Origin of the sequence: Actinomadura luteofluorescens, assembly GCF_013409365.1 — a bacterium.
GTDB lineage: Bacteria > Actinomycetota > Actinomycetes > Streptosporangiales > Streptosporangiaceae > Spirillospora > Spirillospora luteofluorescens.
Genome location: NZ_JACCBA010000001.1, coordinates 7,458,837 through 7,483,250, shown reverse-complemented (window position 1 = coordinate 7,483,250; position 24,414 = coordinate 7,458,837). Strand labels below are relative to the sequence as shown.

At 73.4% G+C, this 24,414-nt stretch carries 24 protein-coding genes; 14 read left to right on the top strand and 10 right to left on the bottom strand.

Going from position 1 to position 24,414, the window contains the following annotated elements:
• Positions 1-31: 31 nt before the first annotated feature.
• The 9 genes from BJY14_RS34745 to BJY14_RS34710 form a co-directional block, all read right to left on the bottom strand.
• Positions 32-1,213, bottom strand: coding sequence for an ABC transporter permease (locus BJY14_RS34745; RefSeq protein ID WP_179847468.1), 1,182 nt, complete (start codon positions 1,211-1,213; stop codon positions 32-34).
• The gene (locus BJY14_RS34740; protein ID WP_179847467.1) at positions 1,210-1,911 is read right to left on the bottom strand and encodes an ABC transporter ATP-binding protein; all 702 of its coding nucleotides are present in this window, start codon (positions 1,909-1,911) and stop codon (positions 1,210-1,212) included. The genes BJY14_RS34745 and BJY14_RS34740 overlap by 4 nt, the downstream gene beginning before the upstream one ends.
• Positions 1,908-2,942 (bottom strand): peptidoglycan-binding protein, encoded by a 1,035-nt coding sequence (locus BJY14_RS34735; RefSeq protein ID WP_312879541.1) that lies wholly within the window; start codon positions 2,940-2,942, stop codon positions 1,908-1,910. Before BJY14_RS34735 ends, BJY14_RS34740 begins: the two co-directional genes overlap by 4 nt.
• Complete coding sequence (locus BJY14_RS44640) at positions 2,939-3,256, bottom strand: hypothetical protein (RefSeq protein WP_218905724.1); 318 nt, start codon at positions 3,254-3,256, stop codon at positions 2,939-2,941. The genes BJY14_RS34735 and BJY14_RS44640 overlap by 4 nt, the downstream gene beginning before the upstream one ends.
• Before the next feature lie 379 nt (positions 3,257-3,635).
• Positions 3,636-5,288, bottom strand: a complete 1,653-nt coding sequence (locus BJY14_RS34730; protein ID WP_179847465.1) for a gamma-glutamyltransferase — start codon at positions 5,286-5,288, stop codon at positions 3,636-3,638.
• Positions 5,289-5,313: 25 nt separating this feature from the next.
• Entirely contained in the window at positions 5,314-6,207 is an 894-nt protein-coding gene (locus tag BJY14_RS34725) for a proline iminopeptidase-family hydrolase (RefSeq protein ID WP_179847464.1), read from the bottom strand.
• A gap of 55 nt (positions 6,208-6,262) precedes the next feature.
• On the bottom strand, positions 6,263-6,928 hold the full coding sequence (locus tag BJY14_RS34720; RefSeq protein WP_179847463.1) for a helix-turn-helix domain-containing protein: 666 nt from the start codon (positions 6,926-6,928) through the stop codon (positions 6,263-6,265).
• 15 nt (positions 6,929-6,943) lie between these two features.
• Positions 6,944-7,876, bottom strand: a complete 933-nt coding sequence (locus BJY14_RS34715; RefSeq protein ID WP_246396216.1) for a beta-keto acid cleavage family enzyme — start codon at positions 7,874-7,876, stop codon at positions 6,944-6,946.
• A 29-nt stretch (positions 7,877-7,905) separates the two neighbouring features.
• Positions 7,906-8,661: an SDR family oxidoreductase gene (locus BJY14_RS34710; RefSeq protein WP_218905723.1), complete on the bottom strand. Its 756-nt coding sequence runs from the start codon at positions 8,659-8,661 to the stop codon at positions 7,906-7,908.
• 177 nt (positions 8,662-8,838) lie between these two features.
• On the opposite strand from BJY14_RS34710, the gene BJY14_RS34705 reads away from it, so the two are divergent.
• The 10 genes from BJY14_RS34705 to BJY14_RS34660 all read left to right on the top strand — a co-directional run bounded on the left by BJY14_RS34705 (position 8,839) and on the right by BJY14_RS34660 (position 19,922).
• Positions 8,839-9,438, top strand: coding sequence for a helix-turn-helix domain-containing protein (locus BJY14_RS34705; RefSeq protein ID WP_179847461.1), 600 nt, complete (start codon positions 8,839-8,841; stop codon positions 9,436-9,438).
• 191 nt (positions 9,439-9,629) lie between these two features.
• Entirely contained in the window at positions 9,630-11,186 is a 1,557-nt protein-coding gene (locus BJY14_RS34700) for an ABC transporter substrate-binding protein (protein WP_179847460.1), read from the top strand.
• Positions 11,186-12,196, top strand: coding sequence for an ABC transporter permease (locus tag BJY14_RS34695; protein ID WP_179847459.1), 1,011 nt, complete (start codon positions 11,186-11,188; stop codon positions 12,194-12,196). The genes BJY14_RS34700 and BJY14_RS34695 overlap by 1 nt, the downstream gene beginning before the upstream one ends.
• Positions 12,193-14,055, top strand: coding sequence for a dipeptide/oligopeptide/nickel ABC transporter permease/ATP-binding protein (locus BJY14_RS34690; protein ID WP_179847458.1), 1,863 nt, complete (start codon positions 12,193-12,195; stop codon positions 14,053-14,055). Before BJY14_RS34695 ends, BJY14_RS34690 begins: the two co-directional genes overlap by 4 nt.
• A complete protein-coding gene (locus tag BJY14_RS34685) occupies positions 14,052-15,092 on the top strand; it encodes an oligopeptide/dipeptide ABC transporter ATP-binding protein (protein WP_179847457.1) in 1,041 nt (346 codons plus the stop codon). The genes BJY14_RS34690 and BJY14_RS34685 overlap by 4 nt, the downstream gene beginning before the upstream one ends.
• Positions 15,085-16,371 carry a metal-dependent hydrolase family protein gene (locus BJY14_RS34680; protein WP_179847456.1) on the top strand — a complete coding sequence of 429 codons (1,287 nt, stop codon included), beginning with the start codon at positions 15,085-15,087 and terminating at the stop codon, positions 16,369-16,371. Before BJY14_RS34685 ends, BJY14_RS34680 begins: the two co-directional genes overlap by 8 nt.
• On the top strand, positions 16,368-17,654 hold the full coding sequence (locus BJY14_RS34675) for an aconitase X (RefSeq protein WP_179847455.1): 1,287 nt from the start codon (positions 16,368-16,370) through the stop codon (positions 17,652-17,654). The genes BJY14_RS34680 and BJY14_RS34675 overlap by 4 nt, the downstream gene beginning before the upstream one ends.
• Positions 17,651-18,079, top strand: a complete 429-nt coding sequence (locus BJY14_RS34670) for an aconitase X swivel domain-containing protein (protein ID WP_179847454.1) — start codon at positions 17,651-17,653, stop codon at positions 18,077-18,079. Before BJY14_RS34675 ends, BJY14_RS34670 begins: the two co-directional genes overlap by 4 nt.
• Positions 18,076-19,005, top strand: coding sequence for an ornithine cyclodeaminase family protein (locus BJY14_RS34665; protein WP_218905722.1), 930 nt, complete (start codon positions 18,076-18,078; stop codon positions 19,003-19,005). Before BJY14_RS34670 ends, BJY14_RS34665 begins: the two co-directional genes overlap by 4 nt.
• A complete protein-coding gene (locus BJY14_RS34660; protein WP_179847453.1) occupies positions 19,002-19,922 on the top strand; it encodes a cyclase family protein in 921 nt (306 codons plus the stop codon). Before BJY14_RS34665 ends, BJY14_RS34660 begins: the two co-directional genes overlap by 4 nt.
• 43 nt (positions 19,923-19,965) lie before the next feature.
• On the opposite strand, the gene BJY14_RS34655 is transcribed toward BJY14_RS34660, so the two are convergent.
• Entirely contained in the window at positions 19,966-20,640 is a 675-nt protein-coding gene (locus BJY14_RS34655; protein WP_179847452.1) for an HAD family hydrolase, read from the bottom strand.
• A gap of 73 nt (positions 20,641-20,713) precedes the next feature.
• Here BJY14_RS34655 and BJY14_RS34650 point away from each other — a divergent pair, with 73 nt between their 5' ends.
• From BJY14_RS34650 to BJY14_RS34635, 4 genes are all read left to right on the top strand, one after another.
• Positions 20,714-21,616, top strand: coding sequence for an NADP-dependent oxidoreductase (locus BJY14_RS34650; RefSeq protein ID WP_179847451.1), 903 nt, complete (start codon positions 20,714-20,716; stop codon positions 21,614-21,616).
• A 62-nt stretch (positions 21,617-21,678) separates the two neighbouring features.
• A complete protein-coding gene (locus BJY14_RS34645; protein ID WP_179847450.1) occupies positions 21,679-22,293 on the top strand; it encodes a TMEM175 family protein in 615 nt (204 codons plus the stop codon).
• Between the two features lie 61 nt (positions 22,294-22,354).
• Positions 22,355-23,017: a response regulator transcription factor gene (locus BJY14_RS34640; protein WP_179847449.1), complete on the top strand. Its 663-nt coding sequence runs from the start codon at positions 22,355-22,357 to the stop codon at positions 23,015-23,017.
• A complete protein-coding gene (locus BJY14_RS34635; RefSeq protein WP_179847448.1) occupies positions 23,014-24,195 on the top strand; it encodes a sensor histidine kinase in 1,182 nt (393 codons plus the stop codon). The genes BJY14_RS34640 and BJY14_RS34635 overlap by 4 nt, the downstream gene beginning before the upstream one ends.
• Positions 24,196-24,414: the final 219 nt, after the last annotated feature.

Below are 24,414 nucleotides of genomic sequence, written 5' to 3'. Positions count from 1 at the left end.
ATCATGCACTGATCGGGCAGATCGTGACCAGTCACGCGGCCGCCAGCGCCGCGGTCGGCGGCAGCCGCGCCGCCCGCGCCGCCGGATACAGGCCCGCGACCGTCCCGATCGCCAGGGTCGCGGCGAGCGCGCCGCCGAGCGCCCACGCCGGCACGACCGGCGGCCACCCCTTCCACAGCGCGAACCCCGCGGTCACCGCCGCGCCGAGCACGACCCCCGCCGCGCCGCCGAACGCCGACAGCAGCAGCGACTCGGCGAGGAACTGCACGCGGACCTGGCCGCGGGTGGCGCCGAGCGACCGGCGCAGCCCGATCTCGCGGCGCCGCTCCAGCACCGAGATCACCATCGTGTTGGCGACCCCGACCCCGCCGACCAGCAGCGCGACGGCCCCGAGCCCGAGCAGCAGCCCGGTGAACGCCCCGGACGCCGCGGCCCGCGCCTCCAGGGCGTCGGAGGGCCGGCTGACCCGGACCTCCTCGGGCCGCTCGGGGTTCACCGTCCGGGCGAGGACGTCCCGGACGTCGCCGACCGAGGCGTCGGCGGAGCGCTCGTAGATCCTCGTGGGGTGCCCGTCGAAGCCGAGGTACCGGCGCGCGGCGTCCCAGCCGACGAGGGCGGAGCGGTCGATCTCCGGGGCCAGCTCCGCCGGCCGGAGCACTCCGAGGACGACGAACCACCGCCCGCCGATCCAGACCTGGCCGCCCGCCCGGTCCAGGCCGAGCCGCCGCGCCGCCTCCGCTCCGAGCACCACGACGGGGCGGCCCTCGGTGGCCGCGTCCAGCCGGCGCCCGCTCGCCGTCCCAACGTCGAGGGTCCCGAGCAGCCCGTCCGTGGCGGCCTGCACGGCGATCCCCTGCGTGACCTCCTCCGGAATCCTGTCGGTGCGGCGGACGGTGGCCTCAACCGACCCGGTCGCGCCGACCGCCGTGACGGGCCCGATCCGCCGCACCATCTCCGGCGCCGTCTCGGGCAGCTCCGCGCCGTCGCCGAACAGCGTGTCGCCCGGCTCGGCCGTCAGCAGGTTCGTGCCGAGCCGGTCGAGCCGCCGCAGCAGGTCCTCCCGGCCGGAGGAGGAGATCCCGATGACCGCGACCACGGTCGCGATCCCGATCGCGATGCCGAGGGCCGACAGCACCACCCGCGCCGGGCGGGCCCGGAGCCCGCCGAGCCCGACGCGCAGCACGTCGCCCGCACCGAGCCGCGCGGGCCTCATCGGCTCCCCGCCCCCGCCCGCTCGTCCGCGACGATCATCCCGTCCCGGACCCGGACCCGCCGCGGTGCCCGGGCCGCCACCTCCGCGTCATGCGTGATGACCACGACGGTGGTGCCGGCGCGGTTCAGCCCGTCCAGCAACGCGAGCACCTCCGCGCCCGCCGCGGAGTCGAGGTTGCCGGTCGGCTCGTCCGCCAGGAGCAGTGCGGGCTCGCCCACGACCGCCCGCGCGACCGCGACCCGCTGCTGCTCGCCGCCCGACAGCTCGTGCGGCCGGTGCGCCGTCCGCTCCGCCAGCCCGACCCGCCCGAGCGCCGCCCGCGCCCGCTCCCGCCGCTCCCGGAGCCCGACCCCGCCGTACAGGAGGCCGTCGGCGACGTTGTCGAGGGCGCTCACCCCCGCGGCCAGGTGGAACTGCTGGAACACGAACCCGATGTACCGCGCCCGCAGCGCCGACAGCTCCCGGTCCCCGAGTCCCGCGACCTCGTGCCCGGCGACCCGCACGCTCCCCCGCGTCGGCCGGTCCAGCGTCCCGATCATGTGCAGCAGCGTCGACTTCCCCGACCCGGACGGCCCGGCGATCGCCACCAGCTCCCCCGGCGCGATCACCAGATCGACCCCCCGCAGCGCCGCGACACCGCCCGCGTACTCCTTGACCACCCCGGCCAGCTCCACGATGTCCGAACCCCTGTCGTTCATTCGGCGGGCACCCCGACCTTCATGCCTTCGCGGAGCCCGCTCCCGGAGACCTCGACCCGCCCGCCGCCGAACACTCCGGCCTCCACGGGCACCAGGCGCCGGGAACCGTCCACGACCTCGACCCCGAAGCCGCCCTCCCGCAGCGCCAGCAGCGCCTCAACCGGCACCGACAGCACGCCCTTCCGCCGCTCGCTCTCCAACTCGACGCCGACCGGCGCCTCGTCCAGCCGCCCCGTCTTCGCGCTCCCCACCGAGATGTCGACCCCGATCGTGGTCTTCTGGTCCTGCCCCGACCCGGTCGTCTCGGCGACGCCGCCGACCTCGCTGATCGTCCCCTTGACCGTCGCCCCACCGGGCAGCTCCACCGAGACCCGGGCGCCCTCCCTGGCGAGATCCTGCTTGTCGGCGTCCAGATCGACGTGCACGACCCGCCTGGTCCCGGCCACCGCCAGCACGGGCTGCCCCTGCACGATCCGCTTCCCTTCGGGCGCCTTGACCTCCCGCACCCGCACGGCCCCGCCCAGGAAGACGACCTGACCAGGGTCGACTTGCCCGGTCTCCTCCAACCCCCGGTCGTCCTGCCACTTTTCAACGGCGGTCTGCGTGGCCCCGGTGAACTCCCCGTCCACGGTCATTCCGCCATAGCCGAGAGCCCGCAGGTTCTCTTCGAGCTGCCGGACGTCCTTCCCAGAGACGCCCTGACGCAGCGTCCGGTACATGGGCCGGCCGCCGTACATCAACGTCACCGGCTTGGCCGCCGCAGAGAACAGCGTCTCCCCGCGCCGAACGGTCGCGCCCGGCTCCGGCGTCCACGTCACGACACCGGACATGCCCGTCCACACGTCCCGGACGTCGCCGTAGGTGAGCTTCCCGTCCACCTTCTCGGTGTCCACGACGTCGCCCCGGCTGACGACCGCCGTCGCGAGCGGAGCCTGCGCCCCCTGCGCCCGGTCCCCGTCCCTGGTCAACGCGAGGCCACCGCCGACGACCACGACCACCGCGACCCCGCCCGCGACCGCGACCCGCCTCACTTCCCGGCCCCCGGCAGGCTGCCCTTGCACTCCTCCCGCGCCTTCTCCGCCTGCCCCCGGTCGACCTGCCCGGTGGGCAGCTTGAACTGCCCGTCCGGCCCCGGATCCGGAATGTCGACCCCGTGCTCGCGCATGCACTGCGTGAACTTGACGTACTGGTCGCGCACCTTCGGATCCTGGAGATCGGGCATCTTCCCGCCCGCCTGAAGCCACGACTGGCATTTCTTCAGCGCCGCCTCCAGCTTCGTGCGGTCGCCCCCCTTCCCCAGCCGCAGCGCGTGCCCGTCCCCACTCCCCGGATCGGGAACGTCCACCCCGTTCTCCCGCATGCACTGCGCGAACTTCAGCTGCGCATCCTCCGGAGAAACCGACCGCCGAGGCGAAGCAGATCCCGACGCGGCCACCCCACCCCCACCGTCACCCCCACAGCCGGCGACACCCAGCACAAGCCCCGCGACAACCCCCGCAACCACAACCCTCATGGCGCCCTCTCCCCGAAGCACCCTGCCCCGGCCCGCCCATCAGACCCCCCAAAGGGTTAAACCCGCATTAGTGGCTGTTTGGGGTGGGGTGTGGAGGCCGTGGGCTTGGGTTCGGGCGTTGGCGGACCAGTGGGGGGCGTTCCAGCGGTCTGACGTGCGGCTCCCCGGCTCCCCTACGGGAGTCGGGGTCCGCCGCCTCACTTCGTGTCGGTCAGAGGCCTGCGGCCTGGCCGGCGCGGCGGGGGCCGGCGGACGCGTGCAGCGTTCCCGTGTCGTCGCGCCAGGTCATGTGGAAGCTGCCCATCTGGTACTGGTACGGCGCCATCGGACGGACCAGGACCCCCATGCGGGCGACCTCGGCGACGACCTCGGGGGGCAGGCGGCTCTCGACCGTCACCGAGTAGTCGTCGGCGAGCGGGAGCATGCGGGGCGCGTCGTCGGCCGCGTACGGGTCCAGGCCGTGTTCGAGGATGCTCGTCATGACCTGCGGCACCGTGATGTGCGGGATGCCGGGCGTGCCGAGGGCGAGCCACGGGCGGCCGTCCCGCAGGAGCAGCGTGTTGCCGATGACCGAGCGGATCCGCCCACCGCCGGTCAGCCAGCCGCCGAGCATGGCGGTGAGGCTGCTCGTCATGGTGCTGCCGATCATCGGCACGCCGCCGATGACCTGGCCCGGGACGCCTCCGCCCTGCACCGTGTTGACGAGCTGGACCCAGTTGCCCTGGGCGTCGACGACGCTCAGCTCGCAGCTGCCGACGGACTCGCCCGTCCGGCCGGTCGCCTCGCCCAGCGCGCCCGGCGCCGAGCTGAGCCGGACGTGCTCGGTGAGGTCCACCTTGGTGCGGCTCATCCGGAGCACGGCGGCGAGCGCGCGGTGGTACTCCCGCGACATCAGCACGCTGCTCGGGTCCTCGAACACCTCCGGGTCGTTGATGAACCCGGTCTCGTACGCGGCCCGGCGCAGCGCGTGCGCCATGTAGTACAGCGACTCGGGCGACTCGGCGTAGTGCCCGAGCTCGGCGACGCCCAGCTCGTGCAGGATGCCGAGGACCATCGCCGACATGACGGCCTGGCGCTCCGGCGGCGCCTGCTGGACGACCTCGACGCCGCCGTGCCGGTAGCGCAGGCCGTTCCCCCACCGGGGCTCGTCCTGGCGCATGTGCCGCATCTCGATCGGCCAGCCGACCTCGTTCGCCCGCTCGACGAACAGCCGCGCCCACTCACCGTCGATGAACAGGTCCGGTCCCTCGGCGGCCAGCTTCGTCAGCGTCCGGGCCAGCTCCGGCTTCGGCCACCGCTGCCCGGCCTGCGGCAGGTGCCCGTCCGGGGTGAAGTGGCGCCGCCCGGAGGCGGTGTTCATGTACAGCTCGGCGCTGTGGCCGAGGACCAGGTGCTCGAAGGAGTCGACCTCGTGGCCCTCCTCGGCCCAGTGGATCGACGGCGCGCACAGCCGGTCCCACGGCCGCGACCCGAACCGCTCGTGCATCGTCTTGAGCCCCGGCATGAAGCCGGGGATGACCGCGCAGGGCCCCTCCGGGATCGCGGTGTACGGCCCCGACGAGATGGCGACCGGGCGGAACGGCGCGAGCCCCGGCACGATCGTGCCCATGCTGTTGAGCTCGTGGCACCGGCCCTGCTCGGCGTCCCAGAACAGCATCGTGACCGTGCCCGCGTGGCCGGTCATGTCCTGCTGGATCGTCGCGTTGAGCAGGCTTCCGACGATCGCCGCGTCGATGGCGTTGCCGCCCTCGCGCAGGATGTCGAGCATCGCGTCGGTGACCAGCGGGTGCGCGCTGGAGCACACCGCCTCCGGGCTTTGCGCCGTCGCTTTGGGGCCGATCCGGCCGACCTTGGTTTCGCTCATCGTCCCGTCCTTGTCGAAAGAGGGTTCACCGGCGCCGCGCCTCGACGTCGGTCAGGAACGCCGACAGCTCGGCGATGAAGGCGTCCGGTTCTTCGAGGAAAGCCATGTGCGAGCTGTCGTCGAAGACCCGGAACCGGGCGCCGGCGATGCCGTCCGCCAGCACCGACATGTGCTCCGGGACGGCCTCGTCGTGCCGTCCACAGGTGACCAGGGTGGGCACGCGTATCCGCGGCAGGCGCGGTGTGACGTCCCAGTCCGCGAGCGCGCCGGTGACCGGGCCGAACTCGCTCGTCCCCCACAGCGCCGCGTACACCTCGTCGCCGAAGCCGCCGAGCGCGGACTTGAGCGGTGCGGGCCACGGCCGCGCCCGGCACATGTGCCGGCGGTTGAAGACGGCGAGGGCGTCCCGGTACTCGCGCGAACGGACCGTGCCGGCCCGCTCGTGCTCGTCGAGCGTCCGGACCACGTCCTCCGGAAGCCGGGCGCGCAGCGCGCGCACCCCGCTGATCCAGCTCGCCACGCTCGGCGGAGAGCTGTTGAGCGAAAGCGACACCGGCGGCGCGGGCGGGTCTCCTAGCGCGTATTCCAGGGCGAGCCACCCGCCCCAGGAGTTGCCGAAGAGATGGAACTCCTCCAGGCCCAGGGCCGCCACGACCGCCCGCAACTCCTCGACGAAGTACGGGATCGACCACGACGGCTCGGGCGGCCGCCGGCCGGACTCGCCGCATCCCGCCTGGTCGTAGAAGATGACTTCCCGGTCGGCGCCCAACCGGGCGAGCGGCGCCAGGTAGGAGTGCGGCAGGCCGGGCCCGCCGTGCAGGCACACGAGCGGGGTCCGGCCGGGAGTGCCGGCGCGCCAGTACGCGACGGAGCCCTGGGGCATGGCGACGAAGCCGGTCGGCTTCTCGGAGAGGTTCACTGGCGTTTCCCGACGACCGTAGGGACAGGGCGAAGGGTGCGCGCCGAGACCTCTTCTAGTACGAGGCCGGGGTCTGCACCCAGAGCAGTTCCGAGGAACCGCGGGACAGGTTCTGGCTGCCGTGGACGTCCTTGCCGGGGAAGGTGAGGCTGTCCCCCGCGGAGAGGCGGTGGGTCTCCGACCCGACGGTGATGGCGACCTGCCCCTTGAGGACGAACACGAACTCGGTGTCCGCGCCGTGGGCGAACAGCTCCGGGCCGGTTCCGCCACCGGGTTCGAGCTTCACCCACAGCACTTCCAGGCACCCGCTGGCGTCCGAGCTGACCTGGGCCTCGGTGATGCCGCGGTCCGGGTACTCGTACGCCGCGCGTTCGTCCTGCCGGACGATCTGGCTGCGCGACAGGGTCGCCTGGAACAGGTCGCCGATGTGGGCCCGCAGCGCCTGCGCGATGCGGACCAGGGTCGGCACCGAGGGCGACGCCGTTCCGTGCTCGACCTGCGAGATGAACGCCGCTGACACACCGGCCTGCTCGGCCAGGTCGCGGACCGCCATTCCCCGCTGGGTCCGCAGGCTGTTGATGTTGCGGCCCAGCAGCGTCTTGACGGCGTCGGCGTCACCGTCCGGCACCTCGTCGCCGCGGGCGCCTTCGGCGGGCGGACCGCCGAAGTGGCCGGGGCGCTTGCTGCCGCTCTGGTGATGTGCCGGCGGACGAGCAGCCAATTCGCTTTCACTCCTCTATGAGGCCTTGTACCAGGGACCGAGCTCGCTGCGCAGCGCGTCGGGCGTCGCGATCGGCCTGGCCAGCAGATCGGCGAGGCCGGTGGCGACGTGGACGAGTTCCGCGTTGCTCTCCGCCTGCCGGTCGCGGCGGACCCGGATGTTGTCCTCCAGGCCCACCCGGCAGTCGGCGCCCCACGACAGCGCGGTCGCGACATGGCGGAACTCGCCCGGAAAACCGGTCGCGGCCACGCTGAGGCTCGCAGCGTCCGGTCCGAGGATACGGGCGGCCGCCTGGGACAGCACGAAGAAGTCGTCCAGGGCGTTGCCGGCCCCGCCGAGCACGCCCAGCACGAGCTGGATCCGCACGGGCCCTTCGAGGGTGCCCTCGTCGAGCAGGAAGCGGATCATGGACAGGTGCCCGAGGTCGTAGGCCTCCAGCTCCGGCGTCACGCCCAGGTCGCGGAACTCGGCGGCGAAGCGGCGGATGGTGCCGAGCGTGTTGGTGAACACGCCCTCGCCGGACTTGTCCAGGACCTCCTGCTCCCAGGCGTGCCGTACCTTCGGCCAGCGCGCCTTGTTCGGAAAGCCCTCGTAGTTCATCGTCCCGAGGTTCAGGGTGCCGATCTCCGGCCGGCAGGCGCGGATGCCGGCGAGGCGCTGCTCCTCGGGCATCCCCGGAGTGCCGCCGGTGCTGATGTTGATGACGGCGTCGGTCCGCTCGCGGACGCCGGCCACGATCTCGCGGAACAGGCCGGGGTCGCCGGAGGGGCGGCCGTCGGCCTCGCGGGCGTGGAGGTGGACGCACGTGGCGCCCGCCTCGGCGGCGGCGACGGCCTCCTCGATGATGGCCTCCGCGCCGCACGGGATGTGCGGGCTCTGGCTCGGGAGGACGTCGCCGCCGGTCACGGCGGCGGTGAGGACGCACGGCTCGTACTTGTCGCGCAACATGGCTGATCCCTTCGGTAACGGTGGGTACTTCAGGACGCGAGCGTGCCGAGGTCCGCCGGTAGGCAGACGCCGGTCACCGCGGAGGAAAGATCACTGGCGAGGAACGCGAACAGGGCGGCGACCTCGTCCGTGCCGATCAGGCGTTTGACGGGCTGGCGGTCGAGCAGGAGCTCCAGCACCTGCTCCCGGGTGAGGCCGCGCAGGGCCATCTGCTCCGGCAGCTGGCGCTCGACCATCGGCGTCGACATCCAGCCGGGGGCGACCGCGTTGACGGTCAGTCCGTGCGGCGCCCCCTCCAGCGCGGCGACCTTGGTGAGGCCGTTGACCGCGTGCTTGGCCGAGACGTACGCGGCCTTGAACGGCTCGGCCACCATGCCGGAGACGGAGGAGGTGATCAGGACGCGCGACGCCGGGCGGCCGGTCAGCTCCGCCCAGGCGGCCTTCATGGCCAGGAACGGGCCCTTGACCATCACGCCCATGAGCCGGTCCCACTGCTCCTCGGGGAACTCGGGGATCGGCGCGACGAACTGCACGCCGGCGTTGAGGACCAGCACGTCGAGGCGCCCGTGGCGGCGCAGGGCCTCGGCGACCATGAGCCGGTTGCCCTCGGCCGTCGCCACGTCCGCGACGAAGTCGCAGGCGCCGCCCTCGACCAGGTCGACGCCGACGACCTCGGCGCCCGCCCGGGCGAGGGCCCGGCAGATCGATTCGCCGAGCGCGCCGGCCGCACCGGTGACCAGGGCGACCCGGCCGGTGAGCAGACCGCTCAGGGAGGTTTCGAACACGCTGGTCAACGCCCCCTCGCTTCTCGTGGCGGATTCACCACATCGTTACTGTCACTTAGGGGCCGTAAGCTATACTTACGCCGAGAAGGGCGTCAAGGACGATGTCGATCCGGACGCCGGCGCTCCGCGCTGTTCACTATATTGACGCCACCTGCCCGGGTCGGGCAGGCTGTCACCATGCCGCGCAGCGCAGGGCCGACCGAGGCCGGTAGACCGGGCAACCCGACGCCGTCCATGGCGGTCGTGGGCAACCTCGTGCGCGAGCTGCGCCACGCCGCCGGCCTCAGCATCGCCGCCCTCGCCCTGGCCTCCGACCTGAGCCCGGGCCTGCTGAGCCAGATCGAGCGCGGCCAGGGAAACCCCTCCTTCACGACGCTCGTGAAGCTGTCGCAGGCGCTCGACGTGCCGGTCGGGCGGTTCTTCCTCGCCGACACCGAGGCCGGCGCCCTGGTCCGCGCCGGCACCCACCGGCGCCTGCTGCTGGCCGACGAGAACCTCGAGTACACGCTGATCACGCCGCACATGAACGGCCGACTCGGCATGATCAAGGCACAGGTCGCCGCCGGGTGGAGCAACGAGAGCGCGCCGTTCGAGCACCCCGGCGAGGAGTGCATCCTGATCACCGAGGGCGAGCTCATGGTGTGCATCGCGGGCACCGTGCACACGCTCCACGAGGGCGACTCGATCACCTACGACTCCGGCCTGTCGCACTGGTACCGCAACGCCACCGACCGCAATGCCGTGCTCGTCGGCGCCATGACCCCACCGTCGTTCTGACATACGGAACCCCCAGGCGCAGCCGATCCGGCTGCGCCTGATTCGTGCGTTCAACATATTGACATCGGGATAGCCGGGTCGTCACCATGGCCGACACAAGTTCACTTTGATGAACACGGCCAGGCGCCCGGCTCCCGGGGCACCGCACCTCCCATCCGGCACATCACCGAAGGACCACCATGAGAATTCGTATGGGGCATCGGGCAGTCGTCGCGAGTGTCTCCGTCAGCGCGGCCCTCGCCGCCGGTTGCGGCGGAACATCGGGCTCCGCGGCCAAGGCGCCGCCGAACGTCACGAACGGCGTCGTCTCCATGACCCTCGACGGCCCGGTCAGCAGCTACGACCCGACCCAGGCGAGCACGTTCCAGGACTCCGTCGCCCTCGCCGCGCTGTACGACACGCTGGTCGCCTTCGACCCGTCCGGGAAGCTGGTCCCCGGGCTGTCGGACACATGGAAGTCCACCCCGAAGACCGCCACCTTCCACCTCCGCGGCGGCGTCACCTGCTCGGACGGCACGGCGCTGACCGGCGCGATGGTGGCGGCGTCGCTGAACCGGCTCTTCGATCCGGCGACCAAGGCGCCGCTCGTGCGCCAGGCGATCGGCCCGGGCAACTCGGCGAAGGCGACGTCGACCGCGGACTCGGTGACGATCACGATGGCGAAGGCCTGGTCGGACCTGGTGCCCGGAATGACCGGACCGTTCGCCGGCATCGTCTGCCCGTCCGGCATGAAGGACCCGTCGAGCCTGCGGACGAAGTCCGCCGGCACGGGCGCCTTCGTCTCCGAGTCGCAGGTCACCGGCTCCAGCTACACGCTGACCCGGCGGCCGCAGTACGCGTGGGGTCCGGCGTACGCCGCCCAGACGGCGGGCGAGCCGCCGAAGAAACTGGTGCTCAAGGTCGTGGACGACGAGAACACCCGGGCCAACCTGACCTCCACCGGTGAGCTCCAGATCCCCTCGTTCACCTCCAACGCGTGGGACCGGTTCAAGTCGACCGGCGGGATCACCGTCCGCACCTCGCCGCAGTCCGACACGATGCTCGTCTTCAACGAGACCGTCGGACATCCGACCGCCGACCGCGGCGTCCGGCTCGCGATCGCCCAGGCCTTGGATCGTTCCGTTCTGAACAAGGTGCAGAGCTTCGGCTCCGGCGAGCTGATCTCCAGCCTCGGCCGTCCCTCCTACGAGTGCTTCGACAGCGGCTCGAACGCCCTGGTCCCCAAGTACGACGCGGCCGCGGCCGCCAAGGCCCTCAAGGGCGTGAAGCTCCAGGTCATCGGCACCAACATCCTGGCCGGCGGCGCGGCCAACGACCAGGTCATGTCCGCGCTGCAGGCGGCCGGCGCCACCGCGACGGTCCGCACGATGGACAACCAGGCGTGGGTGTCGGACCTGTTCGGCGGCAAGAACGACTGGGACGTCACGATCTTCGTGTACGGCAACCGGCTGTCGAGCTTCCTGCCGGTCGGGCAGTTCTTCGTGCACGACGCGCCGCCGAAGGGCCTCAACATCGGCGCGACGAACAACCCGGAGGCGGCGCGGGCCTACGACCAGGCCGCGACCGGCTCGGCCGAAGAGAAGTGCGCCGCGCTGACGACCTTCCAGCAGTCGCTGCTGCGCAACGTCGACGTCCTGCCGCTGGCCACCGCGCCGGTGCACGTCCTGTTCGCGGGCGGGACGAGCGGCAGCGTCGTCAACGGGTTCGCGGTGCCGGCCTCGATCCGCGTCGCCAAGGCGGCCGGTTGATGGTGACGACCGCCGCAGGCGCGTCGGCGGCGAGCCGCGGGCTCGCCCGGCGGGTGGCCGGTTCCCCGTGGACCGGCTACCTCGCCCGGCGCCTCGGCGGCGTCGCCGCCGTGCTCGCCTTCCTCGTCGTCGTGACCTTCATGATCGTGCGCTGGGTGCCGGGCGATCCGGCCCGGCAGATCGTCGGGCTGACCGCCGGCGAGGAGGAGGTGCGGCAGGTCCGCGAGCGGCTCGGGCTGACCGAGCCCCTGTGGCGGCAGTTCGGCTCCTACCTCGGCGGACTGGCGCACGGCGACCTCGGCGCCTCCTTCACCACCGGCCAGCCGGTGTCGTCGATGCTCGCCCAGCGGCTGCCGCTCACGATCGCGCTGGCGACGAGCGCGCTGGTCGTCGTGCTGGCCGTGGCGATACCGCTCGGCACCGCGGTCGGGGTCGCGCAGCAGCGCGGACGCGCCCGCGCCGCGACGTCGTCGTTCGGCGTCGGCGCCTCGGTCCTCGGCGCCATGCCGGAGTACGTCGCCGGGACCCTGCTCGTCTTCGTGTTCGCGCTGACCCTGCGCTGGCTGCCCGTGCAGGGCGGCGCGGGGTTCACCTCGATGATCCTGCCCGCGCTGTCCATCGCCATCGCGCCGGCGGCGGTGCTCACCCGCCTGGTGCGCAACGAGACCGCGACGGTGCTGTCCCAGGACTACATCACGATGGCGATGAGCAAGCGGCTGTCGAACACGCGCCTGCTCCTGCGGCACGTGGTCCCCAACGTCGTGACCAGCACGCTGACGCTCGGCGGCCTCATCCTCGTCGCGCTGCTCGGTGGGACGGTCGTCGCCGAGAACGTCTTCAACATGCCCGGCATCGGCTCGGAGATCGTCCGGGCGATCGTCAAGCGCGACTACCCGGAGGTCCAGGGGATCATCCTCGTCCTCGGGCTGGTCGCCGTCCTGATCAACCTGATCGTCGACGTCGCGCTGGGCCTGCTCGATCCGCGAGTGCTGACGAGGAGACGCTCATGAGACGCAACCGGCTTCCGGCGCCCCTCGTCGCCGGCCTCGTCCTGGCCGCCCTGATCGTGGTGGTCGCCGTCGTCGCGCCGATGCTGTGGCAGGGACGCGCCGACGCGCTGAGCGCGGACATCCGCCAGGGCCCCTCCGGCGCGCACTGGCTGGGCACCGACGCGCTGGGACGCGACGTGTTCTGGCGGACCGTCGTCGCGACGCGGCTGACGGTCGAGATGGCGATCGCCGCCACCGCGATCGCCGCGGTGCTCGGCACGCTGCTCGGGGCGGGGATCGCCGCCGCCGGCAGGGCCGTCCGCGCGGTGGGCGACCGGGTCATCGACCTGCTGCTGTCGTTCCCGCCGATCATCATCGCGCTGACGTTCACCGCGATCCTCTCGCCGGGGCGCGCGTCCGTGGTCGGCGCGCTCGGCCTGGCGTTCTGCCCCCAGTTCGCGCGGCTGACGAACCGGCTCGCGCTGTCGGTGAACGAGCGGGACTACGTCGCGGTCGCGCGGCTGCTGGGCGTCGGCCGGTTCCGCGTCCTGATCCGGCACGTGGTGCCGAACATCGCCGCTCCCCTGCTCGTGCTCGTCTCGGTGGGGTTCGCGACCAGCGTGCTGACGGTCTCCGGGCTCAGCTTCCTCGGGCTGAGCGTCCAGCCGCCGGCGTACGACTGGGGCAGCCTGCTGGCGAGCGGGCTGCGCAACATCTACGACAATCCGGGCGAGGCGCTCGGCCCCGCCCTGGCGATCCTGGTCACCGGGCTCGCCGCCGGCCTCGTGGGCGACGGCCTGGTCCGGCACCTGGATCCGCGCGGTGCGCCGCCGCCGCGGCGGCCCGCCCCCGTCCCCGCGCCGCCACGGCCCGCACCGTCCGGCGGCACGGGGCCCGAAGGCGGCGCGGCGGCGTCCGTGCGGGGCCTGTCGGTCCGGCGGCCCGACGGCCGGGAGCTGATCCACGAGGTGTCGCTGACCGTCGGCGCCGGAGAGGTCGTCGGCATCGTCGGCGAGTCCGGCTCCGGCAAGAGCCTGACCGCGCTCGCGCTCGCGCGGCTCCTGCCCCGCGAGCTGGACTGGTCCGCGGAGCACCTCGACGTGAACGGCATCGATCTGGCCGACCCGGCGAAGGCCCCGCCCGCGCGGCTGGCCACCGAGCTCGGGATCGTCTTCCAGGACCCGTCGAGCAGCTTCAACCCGGCGCTGCGGATCGGCACCCAGCTCACCGAGATCCTCCGGGTGCACACCGGGACGTCCCGGCGGCAGGCCGAGGCGATGGCGGTCGCCCGGCTGACCGAGACGCGGGTGTCCTCGCCCGAACTGCGGATGCGCCAGTATCCGCACGAGCTCTCCGGCGGCATGCGGCAGCGCGCGATGATCGCCGCGGCGATGCTGCACGAGCCGAAACTGATCATCGCCGACGAGCCCACCACCGCGCTGGACGTCACCGTGCAGGCCGACGTGCTGCGCCTGCTGAAGCAGATCAACCGCGAGCACGGCACGGCGATCCTGCTCATCTCGCACGACATCGGCGTGGTGTCCGCGCTCTGCGACCGGGTCTGCGTGATGTACGCGGGGCGCGTCGTGGAGGAGGTGTCGGTGGAGGACCTTCGCCGGCGCGACGTACGGCACCCCTACACGCGCGCGCTCCTGGCCGCCTCTCCCGAAACGGCGACGGACCTGGACGGCGCCCGGCTCGTGCCGCTTCCCGGACGCGCACCGTCCGCCGAGGCCCGGGAGGCGGGCTGCGCCTTCGCGCCCCGGTGCCCGCTCGCGGCGCCCGTCTGCGCCGAGGTCGTTCCCGCGCTGGTCGCCGAGCCCTCGGGCAACGCGGTCGCCTGCCACGCCGAGACATCGACCCCGGAGGTCCGGACATGACGCATACCGACGAACCGGGCGACATCGTGCTGAGCGCCGAGGGGGTTTCGGCGGGTTACGGCGCGCGCTCCCGCAACGTCCTGCACGACGTGAGCGTCGCGATCGACCGCGGCCGCACGATGGGGGTGGTGGGCGAGTCCGGCTCCGGCAAGTCGACGCTGGCCCGGGTGCTGGTGGGACAGCTCGCCCCGGCCCGCGGCGTGGTCCGGCTCGACGGGGCGGACGTCCACCGGCTGCCGCGCAAGGAGCGCTTCGCGGCCCGCCGCCGGGTCCAGCTGGTCCCGCAGGACCCGTACTCCTCGCTGGACCCCCGGATGCCGGTCGGGCGGGCGCTGGCCGAGGCGATCGACCCGCGCGGGCGGCTGCGCACCGGCGCGCACCGGGACCGCATCGCCGAGCTGCTGGAGTCGGTCGCGCTCGACGCCTCCGCCGCGCGGCGGCTGCCGCACGAGTTCTCCGGCGGCCAGCGCCAGCGCATCGTCATCGCGCGCGCCCTGGCCGCCGAGCCCCGGGTCGTCATCGCCGACGAGGTGACCTCCTCGCTCGACACCTCCGTGCAGGCCGAGATCCTGGAGCTGCTGCTCGACCTGCAGAGACGGCTTGGGCTGACCTACGTCTTCATCACCCACGACCTGGCGGTCGCGCAGTACATGTGCACCGACCTGAGCGTGCTGTACCTCGGCACGCTGGTCGAGCAGGGGGCGAGCGACGTCCTCTCCCGCCCGGGGCACCCCTACACCGAACTGCTGCGCGACAGCCGGCCCGATCCGAGCGGCCGGTCGCTGACGGAGCCGGCCGGCGGGCTCACGAGCGAGGACGTCGCCGACCCGGCGAATCCGCCGTCCGGGTGCGTGTTCCACCCCCGCTGCCGGTACGGGCCGCGGACCCACGGGGACCGCGGCCGCTGCGCGGCGGAGCCGCCGGCCCTCCGGGACGTCGCACCGCACGCGCGCAGGACGGCGTGCCACTACCCGATCGGGCCGGCCTCGGAGGACCTCGCCTCGCAGAACCCCGCCGAGGACGGCCGCGGTGAGTGAGCGCGTGCCCGCCGCCCCGGCGGCCTTCCTGATCCGGGACGTGAACCTGATCGACGGGCACGGCGGGCCCGGCCGCCCCGGCCTCGCCGTGGTCGTCGACCGCCGGCGGATCGCGTGGGTCGGCCCGGCGGAGTCCGCGCCGTCGTTCCCGGCGCACGCGATCGTCCACGGCGCCGGCCGCAGCCTGCTGCCCGGACTGATCAACTCGCACGTCCACCTGTCCGCCGACGCCGGGCCGGACTTCACCCGGCAGATCGTGTCCGACTCCCTGCCGCTCGCCGCGCTGAAGAGCGCGACGACGGCCGCGCTGACCCTGCGGACGGGAGTGACGAGCGTCCGCGACTGCGGCGCCGCCGACGGGGTCGTGATCGAGGTCGCCAAGGGGATCGACGACGGCCTCATCCCGGGGCCGCGCGTCCGGGCCGCCGGGCGGGTGATCACGATGACCGGCGGGCACGGCCACTTCATCGGGCGCGAGGCCGACGGGGTGGACGGGGTACGGGCGGCGACCCGCGCCGAGCTCAAGGCGGGCGCCCACTTCATCAAGGCCATGGCGACCGGCGGAGTGCTGACCTCGGGGGTGGATCCGGGGAACACCGCGCTGGTCCAGGAGGAGCTGGCGGTCGCGGCGCAGGAGGCGCACAACGCGGGGCGGCGCATCACCGTCCACGCCATCGGCAACCAGGGGATCAAGAACGCCCTGCGCGCGGGCGTCGACTCGATCGAGCACGGCATCCGGCTCGACGACGAGGCGCTCGAACTCGCCGTCGCGCGGGGCGCCTACCTCGTGCCGACGCTGCTCGCGGTGGCCTCGATCGTGACGGCCGGGACCGGCGCGGGCATGCCGTCCTGGGTGCACGAGAAGGCCGCGCGGGAGGCGGAACGGCACCGCGAGAGCTTCGTCGCCGCGGTCCGCTCCGGTCTCAAGATCGCGGCCGGCACCGATGCGGGCACCCCGTACAACCCGCACACGGACCTGGTCCGCGAGCTGGAGCTCATGGTCCGGTACGGGCTGACACCGCCCGAGGTGATCCGCGCGGCCACCCGCAACGCCGCGGAGAACATGGACGTCCTGCACGACACCGGCACGGTGGACGTGGGCAAGCTCGCCGACCTGGTGATGGTCGAGGGCGACCCCGCCGCCGACATCGGCGCGCTGGCGCGGATCCGGCTGGTCGTCAAGGACGGCCGGATCGTGCACGAGGGCGTGCGAACGGGCGAACACGCGGGCGGGGGCGGACTGGTGGGTGGGGGCGGACTGGTGGGTGAGGCGTCATGACGCGCGCGATCCTCGATCCGGCGCTGACGGGCGCGCAGCGGGCGATGCTCGCGGGCGGCCACGGCGACGGCGCCGCGCTGGCCATGCGGGTGATCGTCCGGCTCGCCCGCGCGCTCGGTGCCGAACGGCTGATCCCGGTCGACTCGGCACACGTCGACGGCTGCCTCTTCCACGGTCAGGTGGGGATCGACCTGGTCGAGCGGCTCATCGCCGGTGGCGCGCGGACCGCCGTCCCGACGACGCTGAACGTCGGCTCGCTGGACCTGCTGCACCCGGGCGTGGTGCGCGGCGAACCCGGCGAGCGGGCGGACGCCCGGCGGCTGATGGACGGTTACGTCGCCCTCGGCGCGAAGCCCACGTGGACCTGCGCTCCGTACCAGCTCCCGGAGAGACCGGCGTACGGCCGGCACGTGGCGTGGGCGGAGTCGAACGCCATCGTGTTCGCCAACTCGGTCCTCGGAGCCCGTACCGACCGCTACGGCGACTTCGCCGACATCTGCGCCGCCGTCACCGGCTTCGCCCCGCTCGTGGGCCTGCACCTGGACGAGAACCGCGCCGGTCAGGACCTGTTCGACTGCTCGGGGGTGCCCGCCGGGACGTTCGACACGGACGTCGCCTGGGCGGCGCTCGGCCACCTCGCCGGCCGCCGGTCGGGGACCCGCGTCCCCGTGCTGACCGGGTTGCCCGGCGACGCGGACGAGGACCGGCTGAAGGCGTTCGGCGCCGCGGCGGCCTCGGCCGGGGGCGTGGCCCTGTTCCACGCGGTCGGCCTGACGCCGGAGGCGCCCGACGCCGCGACCGCCTTCCGCGGCCGCGCCGCCGAGCGACGCTTCGAGGTGACCGCGGCGGACCTGCGCGCGGCGTGCGACGAGCTCACCACGGCGCGGGGCGGACGGCTCGACGCGATCAGCGTCGGCACCCCGCACTTCTCGGCGGCCGAGTTCCGCGCGCTCGCCGCGCTGCTGGCCGGCGGGCCGCCGTTCGACGCGGGCGTCGAGTTCTGGATCTCGACGAGCCGGGCCGTCCTCGCCGAGGCCGAACGCACCGGCGACGCGGAGGTCTGCCGCCGCGCCGGAGCACGGATCCTGGTCGACACCTGCACCTACATCGCCCCGGTCCTGCGGACGTCGGCGCGCGTGGTGATGACGAACTCCGCGAAGTGGGCGTGGTACGCGCCGACGAACCTCGGCATCGACGTGGTCTTCGCGTCGCTCGCCGAGTGCGTGCTGTCGGCCCGCGCGGGCCGCGTGGTCCGCGACCCCGCCCTCTGGGAGGCGTCATGATCGGGACACCGCTCAGCCCGGGGCGGGCGACCGCTCCCCTGCTGCTGCTGGACGAGCCGCTGTCGTTCTGGGGCGGCAGCGACGTGGCGACCGGCGAGATCACCGACGTCCACCATCCGCAGCGCGGGGCCCGCGCCGCCGGCCGGGTGCTGGCCTTCGCCGCGAGCCGCGGGTCGAGCTCGAGCTCCACGGTGCTCGCCGAGCAGATCCGGCGCGGCACGGCGCCGGCGGCCGTCCTGCTCCGCCGCCCGGACGCGATCGTGACGCTCGCGGCGATCGTGGCCCGCGAGCTCTACGCGATCGAGATGCCCGTCGTCGTGCTGTCCGCCGGCGACTTCGACGCGCTCCCGCGCACGGGCACGGTGACGGTGGCGGCGACGGACGAGGGCGCCGAGGTACGCATCGAGGAGGCGGGACGGCGATGAGCTTCGAGGGGATCGACGGCGAGAGGATGCGGCGGCTCGCCGACGCGCGGCACCTGGTCGACGCGCTGGAGCGGGCCCTGCTCGGCGGCCTCCGGCCCGCGGACGAGCAGGGACGCGTCTCCCGGCCGACGCGCCACGGCGAACTGCTGCTGATGCCGTCGGAGGTCGGCGGCCACGTCGGCGTCAAGGTGCTCGGCCTGGCACCGGGCAACCCGGCCCGGGGACTCCCGACCATCTCCGGCCTGTACCTGCTGCTGGACGCCCGCACGCTCCGGCTGGTGTCCGTGCTGGACGGCGGGGAGCTCACCCTCCTGCGGACTCCGGCCGTGTCCGCTCTCGCCGCGCGGCACATGGCGGCCCGGCCGATCCGCACGGCTGTCGTGTTCGGCAGCGGGCCGCAGGCGCTCGCGCACATCGAGACGTTCCACGCGCTGCACGGGCTGCGCGACGTGGTCGTCGCCGGACGTGATCCCGAGCGGACCGGGCGGCTCGTCCGCCGCTGCGCCGACGAGGGCCTGCGCGCCCGCGCGGGCTCGGCCCGCGACGTGCCCGAGGCCGACGTCGTGCTCTGCTGTACCAGCGCCCGCGAACCGCTGTTCGGGGCGGAGCTGCTGGCCCCGCGGACCGTGGTCGTCGCCGTCGGCTCCCACCACTCCGAGGCCCGCGAGCTGGGCGACGACGTCATGGCGGGCGCACAGGTCGTGGTCGAGTCGCGGACGGTCGCGACGACCGAGGCCGGCGACGTGGTCCAGGCGCTCGGCCACGGAGCGATCGAGGAGACCGGCCTGGTCGAACTGGCCGGCCTCGTCCGCGGTGAGGCCCTCGTGGACGACGCGAGACCGAGGGTCTTCAAGAGCGTCGGCATGGCCTGGGAGGACCTCGTCGTGGCGGTCGCGGTGCACGAGCGCGAGCGGGCGTCGCGATGACCTCCGGGGACTTCCGCCGGGTCGGCGCCGAGGTCAGCAACTGGGGCCGGTGGGGCGCCGAGGACGAGCGCGGCACCACCAACCTCATCACGCCGCGGGAGATCGTGGGGGCGGCGCGTCTCGTGCGCAAGGGCGCCGTGTTCGACCTCGGGATCCCGCTCGGGGCCGACGGCCCGCAGGCGTTCCCCGGCCGTACCAATCCGCTGCACATGATGACCGAGACCGGTGCGGGCCAGGAGTACCCCGGCGGCGCGAAGTGGTCGGACGACTACGTCGTCATGCCGCTGCAGTCCGGGACGCAGTGGGACGCGTTCGCGCACGTCTGGTACGACGGCCGGCTCTACAACGGGTTCGGCGAGGACGCGGTCGGCCCGCACGGCGCGTCGCGGTGCTCGATCGACGCCCTCGGCGGCGGGATCGCCGGGCGGGGCGTCCTGCTCGACGTCGCCCGGCACGCCGGTGTCGACTGGCTGGAGGGCGGCCACGTGATCGGCCCGGAGACGCTCGACGCCGTCGCGGAGCGCCAGGGCACCGAGATCCGCGCGGGCGACGTCCTGCTGGTCCGGACCGGGTGGTGGAGGAAGTTCGCGGTCGAGCGGGACGCCGCCGGGTGGATGAGCACCGAACCCGGGCTCGGCCTCGACTGCGTGCGGTGGATCCGCGACCACGACCTCGCGGCGCTGGGCATGGACAACTGGGGCATAGAGGTGGCACCCGGCGAGGACCCCGCCGTCACCAGCCCCGTGCACTGCGTGCTGCTCCGCGACGTCGGGATCCCGCTCGGTGAGATCTTCGACCTGGAGGCCCTCGCGGAGGACTGCGCGGGCGACGGCGTGCACGAGTTCTTCTTCGTCGCACCGCCGCTGAAGGTCACCGGCGCCGTCGGATCGCCCGTGAACCCGCTCGCGCTGAAGTAGGCGCGAGCAGAATCGCGGAGCGGCAACGGCTCCCGCGTGGGGCTCAGCAGGTTGCCAGGAGTGCGGAGAGTCCGGTCAGGGCCGAGATTCGATGGATCCCGGCCGGGGGCGGAGCCGCCGTGCCCGCTCGGTCGAGCCAGACGGCGTGGAGGCCCGCACTGCGCGCGCCTTCGGCGTCCACGTCCAGTTTGTCGCCGACGTAGGCGACCTTGGCGGGAGGGAGATCGAGGGCGGCGCAGGCGGCCAGGAACGCTGAGGGGCTCGGTTTCGCGCAGCCGAGTCGGTCAGAGCAGAGGAGCACTTCGAAGTGGTGGCGCAGGCCCAGGGCCGTCAGCCGGCGCTCCTGATGGACGGTGGTGGAGTTGGACAGGATTCCTTGGCGGTAGGGAAGCGCGTCCAGCGCCGGCGCCGCGTCGGGGAACGCCGACCATGCCGCTTCGAACAACGCCTCGTACCGGTCGTGCCAGGTGTCCGCGTCGATGTCGCTTAGCGGACGTTCCACGAACGTGCGGACTCTCGCGCGGCGGTACTCGTCGTAGGTCAGCCGCCCCGCCGCGAGGTCCCGGCGTGCGGTCTCGGTGATCCGGTGCCAGCGGGCCAGTGCGGCCTCGCCGGCGGGCAGTCCCTCCGCCTCGAAGTGGCGCAGCAGCCCGGTCCGTTCCGAGCCGGTGAAATCGAAGATCGTGTCGTCGACGTCCCACAGCACGGCCTCGATCATGATGTGAGGCTAGTTCGTCGACGGAGTGGATGCGCGGGTCGTACGACGTCCGCGCGGCCGAACGGAGCAGGGGATGAAGGCTGTGCGTTTCAGCCGGTTCGGAGGGCCCGAGGTCCTCGAGGTCGTGGAGCTGCCCGACCCGCATCCGCGCGCCGGTGAGGTGCGGGTCGCCGTGCGCGCGGCAGGGGTCAGTGCCGGCGACTGGAAGAAGCGCGGGGGGCTGATGGACCGGGATCTCCCCCAGACCCTCGGGTACGAGGCGGCGGGCGTCGTCGACGAGGTCGGCGACGGCGTGGCGGACGCGGCCGTCGGCGATCGCGTGTTCGGGTTCTGCGTCGAGGGGGCGGCCCAGGCCGAGCTGGCCGTGCTGTCCCACTACGCGCCCATTCCGCCCTCGCTCGACTTCGCCGGTGCCGCCGCGCTGCCGGCGGCCATCGAGACGGCCGCGCGCGCCCTCGACCAGCTCGGTGTCCGGGACGGCTCCGCGCTGCTCGTCGACGGCGCGTCCGGGAGCGTCGGCAGCGCCGCGGTCCAGCTCGCCGTGGTCCGGGGCGCGCGCGTGATCGGCACCGCCGGGCCGGCGAACCAGGAGTATCTGCGCTCGCTGGGGGCCGAGCCGGTCGTCTACGGCGCGGGTCTGGTCGAGCGGGTCCGCGCGCTGGCGCCCAGCGGTGTGGACGTGGCGCTCGACGTCGCCGGAAGCGGGGTGCTGCCCGATCTGATCGAGCTCGCCGGCGGCGCGGAGCACGTCGTCACGGTCGCCGACTTCGCCGGCGCCCGGGAGCACGGGGTGCGGTTCAGCCGCGGGGACGACGGCCGAGCGGTCCACGTGCTCGATGAGATCGGCGCGCTGGTCGAGGCGGGGCGCTTCTCGCCTCCCGTCACGCGGACCTTCCCGCTCGCCGAGGTCGCGGAGGCGCACCGTGCCGGCGAGGACGGCCGCGCGCGCGGCAAGATCATCTTGCTGGTCGGCTGATCCGGCCCGCCGAGCCACGGCGATACGGGGCCGGAGGCGCGGCGCCGGGATAGGGTCCGGGTATGTCACGGGCGGTGTCTCGGGATCCCGATCGGCTCGTTCTGTTCACCGACGCTGTCGTGGCGATCGCCGTGACGCTGCTGGTGCTGCCGCTGGTGGACGTGGTGCCGGAGGCGGTGAACGCGCACCAGCGGTCGGTCGAGGTCGTCACCGAGCATCTCCCGCAGATATGGGCCTTCACGCTCAGCTTCGTGGTGATCACCCGGCTGTGGTTCGTGCACCACCGGGTGTTCGAGCACGTCGGCGGCTACACGCGCGCTCTGATGGCGCTGAACACGGGCTGGCTGCTCGCCATCGTGATCCTGCCGTTCCCCACGGAGATGGTGGCCTCCTATCCGGGCGACGATCGCTTCACCGTGATGCTCTACATCGGCAACGTCCTCGTCGCGACCGCCTGCCAGGCCGCGCTGACCGTGCTCTCCCACCGGGACCCGGACGTCGCGTCGAAGACGGACCCGGCCGGGATCGAGTCGGTCCGCTCCGCCCTGTCGGCCGTGGCGCTGCTCGCACTGAGCCTCGCCGTGGTCGCGGTGCTCCCCGGTGTCTCGTACTACGCCCTCCTGCTGCTCTTCCTCTCGAAGCCGGTGAGCAGGATCTGGAGCCGCGTCGGCATCTGAGCCGCACCCCGCGGCGGCCGGGCTTATCAAGGTTTAACCTCCTGGGCGCCATGCTCGGGGCATGCGTGTGCTGATCGTTGAGGATGAGCGGGTGCTCGCGGACACCGTCGCCGAGGGGCTGCGGGACGAGGCCATGGCCGTGGACGTGGTGTACGACGGCGACGACGCGCTGGAGCGGGCCTCCTACAACGAGTACGACGTCGTGGTGCTCGACCGTGATCTGCCGACGGTCCACGGCGACGACGTGTGCCGGGAGCTGGTGGGCCGGCGGAGCCCCACCCGGATCCTGATGCTGACCGCGGCCGGGGACGTCGACGACCGGGTGGACGGGCTCATGCTCGGCGCCGACGACTACCTGCCGAAGCCGTTCGTGTTCGGCGAGCTGGTGGCGCGGGTGCGGGCGCTGGCGCGCCGGTCGGGGCCGCCGGTGCCTCCGGTCCTCGAAGGGCGGGGCGTCCGGCTCGATCCGCACCGGCGCAGGGCGGCGCGGGACGGGCGGGAGCTGCGGCTGACCAACAAGGAGTTCGCCGTGCTGGAGGAGCTGCTGCGGGCGGAGGGCGGTGTGGTGAGCGCCGAGCGGCTGCTGGAGCGGGCGTGGGACGAGAACATCGACCCGTTCAGCAACATCGTCCGGGTCACGATGGCGACGCTGCGGCGCAAGCTCGGGCAGCCGCCGGTGATCGAGACGGTGACCGGGTCCGGGTACCGGCTGGAGGCGCGGTGAGGAGGCCGAGCGTCAGGACGCGGCTCACGCTGGTGTACGGGTCGCTGTTCCTCGTCACGTCGGCGGCGCTGGTCGCGGTGACGTACCTGCTGACCGTCAGGACGATGGACGGCCGGTTCACCTCGCGCCAGAACGTGGACGGGGCGACGATCACCCGGTTGCGCGCGCTGGCCGTCGACGGGGACCTCACCGAGCTGGTGCGGTTGAAGGCCGACGCCGACCGGGAGCTGGCGCGGCAGAAGCACGACGTCCTGGAGCAGCTTCTGCAGGGCTCCCTGGTGACGATGCTGGTGCTCGGCGTCCTGGCGGTGGTGATCGGGTACGTGGTGGCGGGGCGGATGCTGCGGCCGCTGCACACGGTGACCGCGACGGCCCGGCGGCTGTCGGAGAGCACCCTGCACGAGCGGATCGCGCTGGACGGCCCGCAGGACGAGATCAAGGACCTGGCCGACACCTTCGACCGGATGCTGGACCGGCTGGACCGCGCGTTCGACGCCCAGCGCCGGTTCGTCGCGAACGCCTCGCACGAGCTGCGCACGCCGCTGACCATCAACCGGACGGTCCTGGAGGTCGCGCTGGCGAGCCGCAGGAGCCCGCCGGAGACCAGGGCGCTCGCGGACGTCCTGCTCGGCAACACCGCGCGCCACGAGCGGCTCATCGAGGGGCTGCTGCTGCTCGCGAAGTCGGAGAGGGAACCGGCCGCGCGGGTCGGGACGCCGCTGCGGGACGTGGTGCGCAGCGCCCTCGACCAGCTCGACGGGAAGGCGGAGGAGGCGGGCGTGGACGTCGAGGCGCGGCTCGGCCCGGCCGCCGTGTCCGGTGACCCGGTGCTGCTGGAGCGGTGCGCCGTGAACCTGCTGGAGAACGCCGTGAAGTACAACGTGCGGGACGGGCGGATCTGGGTGCGCACGGGCGTCCGGGACGGCGAGGCGTTCCTGCGGGTGGTCAACACCGGGCGGCCCGTCCCGTCCTACGAGGTCGCGACGATCTTCGAGCCGTTCCGGCGGCTGGGCGCGGACCGGACGGGGTCCAGGGACGGCGCGGGGCTCGGCCTGTCGATCGTGCGGGCGGTCGTCACGGCCCACGGCGGCGCGATCGACACCGTCCCGCGACCGGACGGCGGCCTGTCGATCACGATCCGGCTGCCCGCGTCCCCCGAACCCGCCCTAGCCGCCTAGGGCCCACTTCAATTGGCCTCGTCCACGCACACGAACGCGCGACCCGCCCGGTGAAGCAAAGCCAAAGGCGAGCAAGTGGCCGGGCCACGCACACGAACGCGCGACCCGCCCGGTGAAGCAAAGCCAAAGGCGAGCAAGTGGCCGGGCCACGCACACGAACGCGCGACCCGCCCGGCGGAGCAAAGCCGAAGGCGAGCAAGTGGCCTCAGCCACGCGGGC